This is a genomic window from Streptomyces sp. NPDC058246 (assembly GCF_042881985.1).
Classification (GTDB): Bacteria; Actinomycetota; Actinomycetes; order Streptomycetales; family Streptomycetaceae; genus Streptomyces.
The window spans coordinates 82,419-95,736 of record NZ_JBHVWZ010000001.1; the positions used below are offsets into that span (position 1 = coordinate 82,419).

General features: G+C 71.2%; 11 protein-coding genes and 1 pseudogene. 6 read left to right on the forward strand and 6 right to left on the reverse strand.

Annotation, left to right across the window (positions count from 1 at the left end):
• Positions 1-12: 12 nt before the first annotated feature.
• Both ACFVXA_RS00305 and ACFVXA_RS00310 read left to right on the forward strand, forming a co-directional pair.
• Positions 13-798 carry a glutamate racemase gene (locus ACFVXA_RS00305; protein WP_389752617.1) on the forward strand — a complete coding sequence of 262 codons (786 nt, stop codon included), beginning with the start codon at positions 13-15 and terminating at the stop codon, positions 796-798.
• A gap of 174 nt (positions 799-972) precedes the next feature.
• The gene (locus ACFVXA_RS00310; protein WP_362015740.1) at positions 973-1,503 is read left to right on the forward strand and encodes a hypothetical protein; all 531 of its coding nucleotides are present in this window, start codon (positions 973-975) and stop codon (positions 1,501-1,503) included.
• A 116-nt stretch (positions 1,504-1,619) separates the two neighbouring features.
• On the opposite strand, the gene ACFVXA_RS00315 is transcribed toward ACFVXA_RS00310, so the two are convergent.
• On the reverse strand, positions 1,620-2,681 hold the full coding sequence (locus tag ACFVXA_RS00315; protein ID WP_390023213.1) for an O-antigen ligase family protein: 1,062 nt from the start codon (positions 2,679-2,681) through the stop codon (positions 1,620-1,622).
• 284 nt (positions 2,682-2,965) lie between these two features.
• On the opposite strand from ACFVXA_RS00315, the gene lnt reads away from it, so the two are divergent.
• From lnt to ACFVXA_RS00335, 4 genes are all read left to right on the forward strand, one after another.
• Positions 2,966-4,579 (forward strand): apolipoprotein N-acyltransferase, encoded by a 1,614-nt coding sequence (gene lnt / locus ACFVXA_RS00320; RefSeq protein WP_362015745.1) that lies wholly within the window; start codon positions 2,966-2,968, stop codon positions 4,577-4,579.
• Between the two features lie 49 nt (positions 4,580-4,628).
• Positions 4,629-5,102, forward strand: a complete 474-nt coding sequence (locus ACFVXA_RS00325; protein ID WP_383735443.1) for an NUDIX domain-containing protein — start codon at positions 4,629-4,631, stop codon at positions 5,100-5,102.
• Between the two features lie 60 nt (positions 5,103-5,162).
• Positions 5,163-5,960: a 3-hydroxybutyrate dehydrogenase gene (locus ACFVXA_RS00330; RefSeq protein ID WP_390023216.1), complete on the forward strand. Its 798-nt coding sequence runs from the start codon at positions 5,163-5,165 to the stop codon at positions 5,958-5,960.
• Positions 5,961-6,174: 214 nt separating this feature from the next.
• On the forward strand, positions 6,175-8,100 hold the full coding sequence (locus ACFVXA_RS00335; RefSeq protein ID WP_389744524.1) for a helix-turn-helix domain-containing protein: 1,926 nt from the start codon (positions 6,175-6,177) through the stop codon (positions 8,098-8,100).
• Positions 8,101-8,178: 78 nt separating this feature from the next.
• Here ACFVXA_RS00335 and ACFVXA_RS00340 read toward each other — a convergent pair whose 3' ends face one another.
• The 5 genes and pseudogenes from ACFVXA_RS00340 to ACFVXA_RS00360 all read right to left on the reverse strand — a co-directional run bounded on the left by ACFVXA_RS00340 (position 8,179) and on the right by ACFVXA_RS00360 (position 13,239).
• Positions 8,179-9,564, reverse strand: coding sequence for an MFS transporter (locus ACFVXA_RS00340; protein ID WP_362015756.1), 1,386 nt, complete (start codon positions 9,562-9,564; stop codon positions 8,179-8,181).
• A 290-nt stretch (positions 9,565-9,854) separates the two neighbouring features.
• Positions 9,855-10,724: an MFS transporter gene (locus ACFVXA_RS00345; protein ID WP_390023520.1), complete on the reverse strand. Its 870-nt coding sequence runs from the start codon at positions 10,722-10,724 to the stop codon at positions 9,855-9,857.
• A gap of 296 nt (positions 10,725-11,020) precedes the next feature.
• A complete protein-coding gene (locus ACFVXA_RS00350) occupies positions 11,021-12,121 on the reverse strand; it encodes a sigma-70 family RNA polymerase sigma factor (protein ID WP_390023218.1) in 1,101 nt (366 codons plus the stop codon).
• A gap of 56 nt (positions 12,122-12,177) precedes the next feature.
• Positions 12,178-12,537: pseudogene (locus tag ACFVXA_RS00355) on the reverse strand (carotenoid oxygenase family protein); the annotation flags it as partial.
• A 54-nt stretch (positions 12,538-12,591) separates the two neighbouring features.
• Complete coding sequence (locus ACFVXA_RS00360) at positions 12,592-13,239, reverse strand: hypothetical protein (protein WP_383735423.1); 648 nt, start codon at positions 13,237-13,239, stop codon at positions 12,592-12,594.
• Positions 13,240-13,318: the final 79 nt, after the last annotated feature.

Sequence of the window (13,318 nt, forward strand, 5' to 3'; positions counted from 1 at the left end):
TATCGTGGCCGGGTGAAGATCGCGCTCATGGACTCCGGAATCGGCCTGCTGCCCGCCGCAGCCGCGGTACGACGTCTGCGACCCGACGCGGATCTCGTACTCTCCTGGGACCCGGACGGCATGCCCTGGGGGCCGCGCACTCCGGAGGACATCACGCGGCGCGCCCTGGCCGTGGCCGAGGCCGCCGCCGCACACGGTCCCGACGTCCTGATCGTCGCCTGCAACACCGCGTCCGTGCATTCCCTGCCCGAGCTGCGGGCACGTTTCGAACCGGCCCTGCCGATCATCGGCACCGTCCCGGCGATCAAGCCGGCTGCCGCGGGAGGCGGTCCCGTCGCGATCTGGGCGACACCTGCCACCACGGGGAGCCCCTACCAGCGTGGTCTCATCCGGGAGTTCGCCGACGGCGTGAGTGTCGCCGAAGTGCCGTGCCCGGGGCTCGCGGACGCCGTGCACCACGCCGACGAGTCGGCGATCGACGCGGCGGTCGCCGCGGCCGCCGCACTCACCCCCGACGACGTGACGACGCTCGTACTGGGCTGCACCAATTACGAACTGGTCGCCGAGCGCATCCGCGCGGCCGTGCAGAAGCCCGGCGCCGCGCCACTCATCCTGCACGGAACTGCCGGGGCTGTAGCTGCCCAGGGGCTGCGCAGGATCGGAGCGGACCCCGCCGCGGAGGCCGCACCCGAGGGTTCCCTCACGGTGCTGCTCAGCGGGCGCGAGGCCGAGCTGCCCGAGACCGCACTGAGCTACGCGGAAGGCCGTCTCCTGCATGCGGTCAGCCCCGCCCGCTGACGGCGAGCCACCCGCGGCCCCTCCGCGTACGACCGCTGCCGTTCACGGGCGGTCATGCACCGCACGATCACGCTCCGTCACGAGGGGGCGCGCTCCGTCCGGCTGCCGCCTGGCCGGAGCAGTGACGCTCCGCAACACGGTGCCCGCGGAGCGGAACCTGAGTACGCTCATGGCATGAGGGACCACCCCCACGGCGAAGACACCTCGCACCCCGAGATCTGGACCGGTCGCGCGACCAACCGCGTCCAGTGGCTGCCCGCACTCGCCGGCGTCGCCTGCCTGGCGCTCGGTATCGAGCTGGCCGTCGACTCCGTCTGGACGTCGGGCGCCGCCCCGCTCGCCATGTCCGTGGTCGGATGCATCGCGGCCGGGCTGCTCATTCTCTTCGGCACGCTCGCGTTCCTGCACGTCGCCGTGAAGGTCGACAAGGACTGCGTCGAGGTGCGCTGCGGCCACATCGGTCTGCCGCGCCGCCGTATCCCGCTCTCCAGCGTCGTCGGTGCCGACTTCGCGCCCCGGGTCACCCCGCGTCAGTGGGGTGGGTGGGGTTACCGTTGGCGGCCCGAGAAGGGGACCGCCGTCATCGTCCGGCGGGGCGAGGGCATGGTGCTGCGTCTCGGCGACGGCCATACGTTCACCATCACGGTGGACAACGCCGAGACGGCGGTACGGATCATTCGTGACCGGCTGAGCCCGACCGCGTAAACCGGCACGGCGATCTGACCCGGGCCGGCTCGATCGGCGTGACTCGCGGCGGGCCGGTGAGGACCCCGTGCCAGGCGCGTGCAGGTTGTCCCCGGTCATGGGTCCTGTTGTCCCGCTCATGGCTCCTGACGACTGCCGCGAAGACGCTCCACCGCGTCCATGGCGTTCTCCGGCTGATCGTCGGCCAGCGGCCGCGCCGTGGCGAACCCCGCGAGCAGACCCGCGCCGACCGTCACCGTGGTGAAGCTCAGCGCGTTGCCGATCGACGCGATGGCGGCCAGCGCCGTCAGGGCCGCACCCGCCGTCAGCGCGATCGGCGTGGGACGCGGAGAGCGCCACAAGGCGTACAGGACCCAGCAGAACACCGCCGCGAGCAGCGCCACCCCGATCACGCCCTGCTCGGCCGCCTGCTGAAGGGGCGCGGAGTGGGGCTTGCCGTCAGGCAGCAGCGACTGCGCGACCGTCGGGCTGAGGTCTCCGTAACGCCCTGGCCCCGCACCCAGCATGGGGTTCTGGTGGGCGAGGCGGAGCGCGTCGTGCCAGAGCAGGACACGGTGCTCGGTGAGCCGCCCCTCCAGGGAGGCGGTCAGACCTTCGGGCAGCGCGTCCTCGGCCATCGCCCAGGTCGCTCCCGCCACGAGCGCCGCGGCAAGCGCCAGACCCACCAGTCCCGGAGCGCGATGGCGTGTACGGGCGGCGGCGAGCGAACACATCAGCACCCCGGCACAGGTGACGAATCCAGTGGTCGACCCCAGCACCGCCGCGGTCACCGCGATCGCGGCGGCCAGCAGGCGCAGGGCCAGGCGCAGCGCGGGCGGGCGCGCCGCCCAGGCCGCGCAGCAGGCCCCACCGGTGGCCAGGGTCAGCAGGGCGGCCGTGGCGCCGGTGTGTCCGAGCGGCAAGAGGATCTGCGGGCCCGGAGTGGCGATCGCGAGGGTGAGCCCGGCAAGCGCTCCGGCGCAAGGGGCGGCGACCGGCAGGAGTGCCCCCAGGATCCGCCCCGAGGCGTAGCCGGCCGCCACGGCGAGCACCGCGAGCAGTACGCCCTCGGGTCTGCCGTCCTGCACGGCCGCCGTGACCAACGACCAGACGGCGCATGCCGCGAGCGCGATCACTCCCGTGGCGTCCGCGGCGCTGTGTCTTTCGCCCGCTGCCGCCGCGTCGGCCGCGGACGTCATCCCCGTGGACCCCACCCCGTCGCCCCCCGACCTTGACGGGCCCCGGGCGCCGTGGCCGCGTCAGGCCGCACGTCAGAGGCTCGGGCACACCGTAACGGGTGGTGCCCCGGTTTGTGGACACGTTGCGCAGGAACGTTGCGGCAGATGTGTGCGGAGCGACTCGGGACGCCCGCCGAGCGGACCACCGGACAGCGGGTCTCTCGCCGGGTCTCTCGTCAGGTCTCGCACGGGGGCGGGCGAGACCGTGCTGTCGGTGCCCAAGTCACGCGCCGTACACTCCCCGAGTGACCGCCACCGCAACCACCGTAGACGAGCCGGACCAGCTCGAACCCCAGGCCGCAGCCGCCTCGCGCGGGGCCGGATGGGTACGGCGTCTCGTTCCGGCCGCCGCCGCGGCGCTTTCCGGAGTGCTGCTGTACGTCAGCTTTCCGCCCCGGACCTTGTGGTGGCTGGCCCTGCCGGCCTTCGCGGTCTTCGGGTGGGCCTTGCGCGGCCGCACGTGGAAGGCGGGCCTCGGGCTCGGCTATCTGTTCGGCCTCGGGTTCCTGCTGCCCCTCCTCGTCTGGACCGGTGTCGAGGTCGGTTCGGGGCCGTGGCTCGCTCTCGTCGCTGTGGAGGCGGTGTTCGTCGCGCTCGTCGGGGCGGGGATCACGCTCGTCTCCCGGCTGCCCGGGTGGCCGGTGTGGGCGGCCGCGCTGTGGATCGCGGGCGAGGCGGCACGCGCGCGTGCGCCGTTCGGCGGCTTCCCCTGGGGAAAGATCGCTTTCGGGCAGGCCGACGGCGTCTTCCTGCCGCTCGCCGCGCTGGGCGGCACCCCTGTGCTCGGCTTCGCGGTCGTGCTCTGCGGTTTCGCGCTGTACGAGATCGTGCGCCTGGTCGTCGAAGGCCGCCGTACGCGTGCCGTCCGGCGAGGGGCCGCCGCGGTGGCACTCCTCAGCGTCGCGGTTCCCGTGGCGGGGGCGCTCGCCGCACGGACGCTGGTGAGCGACAAGGCCGAGAACGGCACGGCGACCGTCGCGGTCATCCAGGGCAATGTGCCGCGAGCGGGGCTGGAGTTCAACGCACAGCGGCGCGCGGTCCTCGACCACCACGCGCGGGAGACCGAACGGCTGGCCGCCGAGGTCAAGGCGGGCAAGGTCGCACAGCCGGACTTCGTGCTGTGGCCGGAGAACTCCTCCGACATCGACCCGTTCGCGAACGCCGACGCACGCGCCGTGATCGACGCGGCGGCCAAGGCGATCGGCGCCCCCATCTCGGTGGGCGGCGTCGTCGAGCGGGACGGCAAGCTCTACAACGAGCAGATTCTGTGGGACCCGGCCAAGGGCCCGGTCGACACGTACGACAAGCGGCAGGTCCAGCCCTTCGGCGAGTACCTCCCGATGCGATCGCTCCTGGGAGCCATCAACAAGAACTGGACGACCATGGTGCGCCAGGACTTCAGCCGCGGCACCAAGGCGGGCGTGTTCACCATGGACGGCACCAAGGTCGGTCTCGCCACCTGCTACGAGGCGGCCTTCGACTGGGCCGTGCGCAGCACCGTCACCGACGGCGCGCAGCTGATCTCGGTGCCCAGCAACAACGCGACCTTCGATCGCAGCGAGATGACCTACCAGCAGCTCGCCATGTCCCGCGTCCGCGCCGTGGAGCACAGCCGCACCGTCACGGTTCCGGTGACGAGCGGTGTCAGTGCCGTGATCATGCCGGACGGGAAGATCACCCAGAAGACGGGGATGTTCGTGGCCGACTCGCTGGTCCAGAAGGTCCCGCTGCGCTCCTCCGAGACCCCGGCCACGAAGCTGGGAATCCTCCCCGAGATGGCCCTGGTGCTGCTCGCTGCGGGCGGCCTCGGCTGGGCCGTGGCGACCGTGGTGCGTGGGCGCCGGAACGCCGGTATCTAGGCAGTCCGGATCGCCGGGGGCCAAGGAACCGGGCCGTTAGGGTCGAGTCATGGGCACTCCTGACTTCATCCGCACGATCCGGGCCTCCGCCGGCCATCAGCTTCTCTGGCTCCCCGGCGTGAGCGCCGTCGTCTTCGACGACGAGGGCCGAGTGCTGCTGGGACAGCGCTCGGACAACGGTCGATGGGCGCTGATCTCCGGTATCCCCGATCCGGGCGAGCAGCCCGCGGCCTGCGCTGTGCGCGAGGTGTACGAGGAGACCGCCGTACGCTGCGAGGTCGAGCGGGTCGTCCTCGTCCGGGCCGGTGAGCAGGTCACCTTCCACAACGGTGACATCTGCCAGTTCATGGACACCACGTTCCGGTGCCGGGCCGTCGGCGGCGAGGCCCGCGTCAATGACGACGAGTCGCTGGAGGTCGGCTGGTTCGACGTGGACGCCCTGCCGGAGCTGAGCGAGCACGCACTCTTCCGGATCAAGCAGGCACTGTCCGATGCACCCACATGGTTCGAACCTATGCCCTGAGAGTGAAGTGTGTGTGGTGACCACATCGGTGGAGGCAGGGCCGCTGCTTAGGGTCGAGGCATGACCGTGCCCAGCGCCCTCCCGGGCTCCCACACTCCCGCACTCGACCTCGGCGGCCGCACCGCGCTCGTCACCGGCGCCGCGAGCGGTATCGGCCGCGCCTGCGCACTGCGGCTCGCCGCCGCCGGCGCCAAGGTGAGAGCGGTCGACCGGGACGCGGTGGGGCTGGACACGCTGGCGGAACAGGCCCAGGGCCTGGGCACCGTCGAGCCGTATGTCCTCGACCTCACCGACCTCGACGCGGCGGAGCAGGCCGCCGCGGGCGCCGACGTCCTCGTGAACAACGCCGGGCTGCAACTGGTCCGCCCCATCGAGGAGTTCCCGCCCGACGTCTTCCACACCGTGCTGACCGTGATGCTGGAGGCACCGTTCCGGCTCATCCGCGGAGCCCTGCCCCACATGTACGGGCAGGGCTGGGGCCGAATCATCAATGTGTCGTCGGTCCACGGCCTGCGCGCCTCGGCGTTCAAGTCGGCGTACGTGGCCGCGAAACATGGTCTCGAGGGCCTCTCGAAAACCGCTGCCCTGGAAGGAGCGTCCCATGGAGTCACCTCGAACTGTGTGAACCCCGCCTATGTGCGCACCCCTCTGGTCGAGAAGCAGCTCGATGACCAGGCCGAGACACACGGCATTCCGCGGGAGCGAGTACTCACCGAGGTGCTCCTCCAGGACAGCGCGATCAAGCGGCTCATCGAGCCGGAGGAGGTCGCGGAGGCGGTGGCCTATCTGTGCGGTCCGCAGGCGGCCTTCATCACCGGTACGTCCCTGGCGCTGGACGGCGGTTGGACGGCCCACTGAGCCAGGGCCGGAGCCGGGAGCAAGAGGTGGGGGTTGGGGGGAGTAGGCACTGGGCCTGGCGCCCGATCGGAGCCGGTCTGGTCCCGAGCCGATACACAGCCGACCCGGACCGGACGCAGAGCCGGTCCGGAGACGGCGCACAGGCGATCCCCAGTCAGCCGTGAGTTATCCACAGGGCCGCGGTGCCGGCCCGCCGATACGCGATCCTGTGAGCATGTCCCGCGATCACCTGCCATCCACCGAGCACTCCGCCGACAGCGCCGAGGCGCCGTTTCTGGAACTCCTGGCCAGAGGCGCGTCCGCCGACGCGTACGAGCAGCCCGTGCTGCTCGCCCGCGCCGAGGGCCGTCCGCCGGAGCGCGTCGCCGCGCTCGAACAGGCCAAGCTGCTCGCCCTGCGGGTGCGCTCGGAGATAGAGGGGCGGCGCCGCCGCGAGGCCGAGCTCTCCGCGCTGTTCGAGACCGCGCACGATCTGGCGGGCCTGCGCGACCTCGACGCCGTACTGCAGGCGATCGTGCAGCGAGCCCGGTCGCTGCTGGGCACGGACGTGGCGTACCTGAGTCTCAACGACGCGGCCAGGGGCGACACCTATATGAGGGTCACCGAGGGTTCGGTCGCCGCCCGCTTCCAGCAGCTGCGGCTCGGCATGGGGGAAGGGCTCGGCGGCCTCGTCGCCCAGACGGCCCGCCCCTATGTCACCGACGACTACTTCAAGGACGAGCGTTTCCAGCACACCCAGGCCATCGACTCCGGGGTACGGGACGAAGGGCTTGTCGCGATTCTCGGCGTGCCGTTGATGATCGGGCCCCAGGTCATCGGCGTGCTGTTCGCGGCGGACCGCCGCGCGCGGGTCTTCGAGCGGGAGCAGATCGCCCTCCTGGGCTCGTTCGCGGCCCTGGCCGCGGCGGCCATCGACACGGCGAACTGGCTGACGGAGACCCGGTCCGCCCTGGACCGCCTGGGCCGCGCCAACGAGATCATCCGCGACCGGAGCGGGGTGATCGAGCGGGCGTCGGACGTGCATGACCGCCTCGCCGAGCTGGTGCTGCGCGGTGGCGGAGTCCACGACGTGGCCGCCGCCGTGTCCGAAGTCCTCGACGGGACCGTCGAGTTCACCGAACCCGGCGACGCGCCGAGTGCCGCCCTGGAGGCCTCCCGGGCCGAGGGCCACGCCGTGCGGCACGGCGGCGACTGGGTCGCCGCCGTGGCCGCCGGAGGCGAGCTGCTCGGTGCGCTGGTGCTGCGCGGGCATCCGGGCCTCGACCCGGTCGACCAGCGCACGTTGGAACGTGCCGCGATGGTCACCTCGCTGCTCCTGCTCGCCAGACGCTCGGCCTCCGAGGCCGAACAGCGCGTCCGCGGCGAGCTGTTGGACGACCTGCTGGACGCCCGCGACCGAGATCCACGCCTGCTGCGCGAGCGGGCCGCGCGGGTGCACGCCGACCTCGACGGCCCCCATGTGGTCCTGGCCGCCCGGATCGACGTCACCGCCGCCGACGCCGACCAGGAAGCCGCCGCCCGCAGACGCCTGTGGTCGGCCGCGTCCCACCTCGCCACCACCCGGCACGGACTGGCCGCCGCCCGCGACGGCGGCACCGTCCTGCTGCTGCCCCTCGGGCCCGGCGACACCGCGACGGCCCTGGCCCGCCGTACCGCCAAGGAGCTCGGCAGCGCCGTGCCCGAGGGGGTCACCGTCGGCGCCTCCGCGCCCGTCGAGCAGCTGGCCGCCCGCCCCGACACCGTGGTCGCGGCGTACGCGGAGGGCCAGCGCTGCCTGGAAGCCCTGCGGCTGCTCGGCAGGGCCGGAGACGGCGCCGCGGCCGAGGACTTCGGCTTCCTGGGGCTCCTGCTCGCCGGGGACCGGGACATCTCGGGCTTCGTCGAGCGCACCATCGGCCGGGTCGTGGCGTACGACGAGCGGCGCGGCACCGATCTCCTCCGCACCCTCGACGCCTACTTCGCCTGCGGCATGAGTCCGGCGCGCACGAAGGACGATCTGCATGTGCATGTGAACACGGTCGCGCAACGGCTGGAGCGGGTGGGCCGGCTGCTCGGGGACGACTGGCAGAGCCCGGCCCGCGCACTGGAGATCCAACTCGCCCTGCGACTGCACAGATTGTCGTCCGCCGCACCGCACTGACCCCCGTCCGCCGCACCGCACTTACCCCCGCACGCATCATCTGCGCACGGGGGCAAGGAAAGGGGTGGTGGTCCCGGGTCAGGCGGTACGGGCATCCGCCGCCGGGGCCGCCGCGGGCCGTTCGCCGGTCGGCTCCTCCACCTCGGCCAGGTCGCGGTGCCTGGTCTCCTTCGCGGCTCCCACCGCGATCAGGGTCAGGACGGCGGCCCCGATCACGTACAGGGCGATCGGTGTGGAGCTGCCGTAGTCGGACAGCAGCGCGGTCGCGATGAGCGGGGCGGGCGCGCCCGCGGCGACGGAGGCGAACTGGGCGCCGATGGATGCACCGGAGTACCGCATCCGGGTCGCGAACATCTCGGAGAAGAAGGCGGCCTGGGGCGCGTACATCGCACCGTGCAGGACCAGGCCGACGGTGACGGCGAGGACCAGGTTCCCGAAGCGGCCGGTGTCAATGAGGGAGAAGAACGGGAACATCCACAGGCCGACCCCGGCGGCGCCCAGCAGATAGACGGGCCGGCGGCCGATGCGGTCCGAGAGCGCGCCCCAGGCCGGAATGACGGCGAAGTGCACGGCGGACGCGATGAGCACCGCGTTGAGCGCGGTCTGCTTGGAGACACCGGCCGAGGTGGTGGCGTACACGAGGATGAAGGCGGTGATCACGTAGTAACTGATGTTCTCGGCCATGCGGGCGCCCATCGCGACCAGCACGTCACGCCAGTGGTGGCGCAGCACGGAGACGAGCGGCAGCTTCTCCGGCTCATCGGACCGCACCGCCTTGCGCGCCTCGGCCTGCGCCAACGCCTCCTTGAAAACGGGTGATTCATCGACAGAAAGACGTATCCACAAACCGACGATCACCAGGACGCCGGAGAGCAGGAAGGGGATGCGCCAGCCCCAGGAGACGAAGGCGTCGTCCGACAGCGTGGCGGTCAGCAGCGAGAGCACCCCGGTGGCCAGGAGCTGGCCGGCGGGCGCTCCGGTCTGCGGCCACGAGGCCCAGAACCCGCGCCGCTCGGCGTCCCCGTGCTCGGACACCAGCAGCACGGCCCCGCCCCACTCGCCGCCCAGGGCGAAGCCCTGCACCAGACGCAGCGAGGTCAGCAGCACCGGGGCGGCCGCGCCGACGGTCGCGTGCGTGGGCAGCAGGCCGATCGCGAACGTCGCCCCACCCATCAGCAGAAGGCTCAGCACCAGCAGCTTCTTGCGCCCGAGCCGGTCGCCGTAGTGCCCGAAGACGAGCGCACCGAGAGGCCGGGCCGCGAAGCCCACCGCGTACGTCAGGAACGACAACAACGTGCCGACGAGCGGGTCGGAGTCCGGGAAGAACAGCTTGTTGAACACGAGCGCCGCGGCCGAGCCGTACAGGAAGAAGTCGTACCACTCGATGGTGGTGCCGATAAGGCTGGCGGCGACGATGCGCCGGAGGTTCGCGGGTGGTGGGGGAGCGGTTCCTGCGGAGGCCATGTGCACCACTTCCGGTGTTCGGTGGGGACGGGTACGTGTCGGCACACGGTAGGAACACGCAGGTCAGGCGCACATGTGGTGAGACACCATAGTTCGGGAGCGGGGTGTGAGTGTGACCTCCATGTCAGCGCTCAGGTGTCCACAGTGCGCGGTCGATCTGAGGCGAATGAGCGGTGTCGGGGATGGGGGCAGGGCGATGCGGCGCGAACAACTGCGGGCTCTGGACCAGCATTTCGATGTCATCAAGGCGGGCCTGCCGGGAGCGGCTGGAGATCACGGGCGGCCCGCTCTCAAGAGCCCTCCGCGTCCGCCGGGGTCTGGGCACCGGTTCTCTGGGCCACGAAGGCGGTCAGGGCGAGCGCCGCTGTGGCCAGCGCTGCTCCGGCGTACATCGCGGTACGGGTGCCGGAGGCATCGACCATCACCGCGCCGAGCAGCGATCCGACGGCGATGGAGCTTTGGAAGGTGGCCACGAACATGCCCGACCCGTTCTCGTTCGCCGCTTCGGGATCGGAGTGGAAGAGCCAGGTTTGCAGCGCGACCGGGACTCCGCCGTACGTCAGTCCCCAGATCGCGAGGACGATGAACGCCCCGGGCGTCCACGGTCCGAGGACGGGCATGAGCAGCTGTGACAGGGCGAGTGCCGCCAGCACGCCCAGCACCGTGGGTCGCAGAGCCTTGGTGAGTGCTGCCGCGGTGGCGAAGTTGCCCAGGATGCCGGCTGCGGCGAAGACGAGCAGCAGGGTGCTGATCAGGGTGGGGCCGGCTCCCGTCCGCTGCTGCAGGAAGGGAGCCACGAAGGTGTAGGCGGAGAACTGCGCTGTGATGGTCAAAAGGGTCATGGCGAGAGCGACGCGCGCACGACTGTTGCGGAGCAGGGCGCCCAGCGAGCGCAGTGTGACTGCCTTGGCGACCGAGAGACGGGGCAGGAAGACCGCCTGGAGGATCACCGGTATCAGGCCGAGGGCGGCCACGATGAAGAAGGCCGCGCGCCAGCCGAATTGGTGGCCCAGGAGTGGGCCGGCGGGTACGCCCACGACGGTGCCGATGGAGATGCCGCCGAAGATGAGGGAGGTGGCCCGTGGCCCGAACCGCTCAGGAACCAGGCGGGTGCCGACACCTACCGCGATGGCCCAGAATCCGCCGATGCCAAGGCCCAGGAGGGCGCGGGCGGCGCGGGGGTTTCGGCGCGGATGGACCGAGACCCGTCGGCGGCGACGACCGCGCGCGCCGCGGCCGCGGCGCTGTTCGACGCGGCAGTCAAGGATGAGAAGACGGTCGGCGCCAGGTAGTGGGCCCGGGGTCGGGGCACAATTCCGCCGCTGGGGGAGGACTCACTGGGGGAGGACCCACTGCGGGAGGACCCACTGGGAGGGTGTCTCCACCCCGTGGCCGCCCACCACAGCGCCTCTCGGCGGATGTTCGAGCCGCACCGCACCCGGTGGAGCAACTCTCGTCACTGCGGCTCGGGAAAGACCAGCCGCAGTCTTTGAACTCTCCCGTTCTTGCGGAACATGAGCCAGGCGAGGGTCGGCGGGCAGGGATTGGGGGTGCCCACGGGGTTGGTGACGTCCATTTCCCAGATGGTGATCTCACGGCTGGCCACCACATGTCGCAGGCTCTGGCGGACCCCGACTTCCAGGGTCTGTCGCCTGACCGGGACGGGGTGGGTGCGTTCTCCTTGCCGGCTGAGCGTGCCGACCAGTTCGGTTTCCGCCGGCCACATCTCGGAGATCTCCCGGGGCAGGCGGCCGCGCTCGGATGCCTGCAGAGTCGCCAGGGCCTCGTGTCTGCTCTCCTCGGTGAGAGCGGAAGCGTCGTCATGCGTCTGAGCGGTGGTCGACAGCAGCACCCGGGCCATTTTCCCTCTGGCCTGGTTGAGCCGACTTCGCACCGTGCCGACCGGTATCTCGCAAGCCGCGGCGATCTCCTGGTAGGAGGTGATGCCGCTGAAATGGCGCAGCATCAGCACCAGCCGAAGCTGCGGCGGCAGTTTCTCCACCGCGTACCAGATCCAGTCACGCATCGCGTGCTGCTCGATGACCCGCTCCGGGTGCGACGGCTCGTGGTCGCGAAGGTGCAGGTGGTCGAGGTCGTCCAGTCCGGGCGTCTCACGAGTGGCGCGCAGGCGCATACGGGAGGCGTTGCGCACGACCGCCCGTAGCCACGCCCCCACGGCGGCCGGGTCCCGCACGTCGCCGATGCGTCGCAGCGCGGTCAACGCGGCGTCCTGCACCGCGTCTTCGGCGTCGGGGCCGTAACCGAGCAGGCTCAGCGCCACCGCGCGCATCGGCGCCTGATGGCGAGCCAGCAGTAGTCCAAGGGCTCCGGTCTCGCCGGCCTGGGCCCTGCGGACAAGTTCCTCATCCGTGGGTGGATTGAGGGGCACCATGAACTGAACGCCTCCGTGCCGACGAGTCACGAACCGTGCGCTGCTGGGGAGATGGAGTCCCTCCCACCGCTTCCACTCGACGATACGCGCGGGGTGGACCATGCGCAGCAGGTCAAGTGGGCCCGTGCCGAGGAAGATACGCCAGGGCGGATCATCGGCGTCCACCACGGCGAGGATCGCCTTTCGATCGTGGAGAACCGGCCTCTGCGGGCTGAAGCATCTCAGGGCCGGTGCACGGGCTCCGGCAGCCAGCTCCCGTGGAAGCCGGCCGGGACGGGGTGAGGCAGTTCCACCACTGCCTGGACGGAGAGCTCCGCGGCGTCGAGGACGAGCAGTTCCCCCGCCGCACCGTCGTCGTTCGAGACGAGCGACAGGAGCCAGCCCTCGTCCTCGCCGGTGCCGTCCGCCGCCGGTACGAAGACCGCCTCGCCGGCGTAGCGGCTGCCGGGCGTCTCATAGGCATGCCTGGTGTGGTACGTGAGGTCGTGTTTGGCGATGCCGTCACCGGAGACGGTGTACAGGTAGTAGTTCGGGCGCCCGGTGAGGACTTCGTTGTGCGTGGGGAACTCGGCTGCCCGATCCGTCGACGAATCCGCCGTGGACGAGAACGACGTTCCTTGCTTCCGGGATGGCGTTCACGATCGACCAGCTCCTTCATGGGAGTTGCGGCTCATACGCGGTTGCGGGAGTGGTGCGGAGGACCCGGCCTGTCGAGGCGAGCCCGTCACCGGGGCCTGGGCCGCCAGTCGCGCCTGGGCGCGGGCGGGATGGACCTTCGTGAAGACGGCGGGGCCGACGAGGCCGGCGACATGGGCGGCGATGGCCACCCAGGCCGGGGCGTCCACCGCGCCACAGACGGCCAGGCTGACGCCGATGAAGGTGAAGCCGGCGCCCCAGGCGGTGGTGATGTGGTTGTTGACCCGGATGAATTCCGGCATCTCCCAGTACTCGCGGGGTGTCTGGCGCCGGGCGATGCCTAGCGTGAAGGGGCGACGGATCGCCAGAGTTCCCCAGGCGGTGGCGGCCAGCCAGCCGAACGAGACGACGTCGGTGTGGTCCGCCAGGGCCGAGTCCGGACGGGCGACGGCCACGGCGCCGACCACGACGAAGTACGCGACGGTGCTGATTTCCAGGATCAGAGCATCGAGGCCGATCCCGCGACGGCGGTCCTGCAACAGGAACAGCAGCCCCGAGGCGAGACCCGCCACCGCGCCCCAGCGCCAGTCGAAGGACGAGACGACGCCGGAGATGATCCAGGGGATGAATCCGCGCAGATAACCCATTGAGTGTTCCTTGGTGAAATGAAGTGGGCGGCTGCGGAGGGGTGCTGTTCCGAAGCCGTCCAGTGACCGACGCCGACTA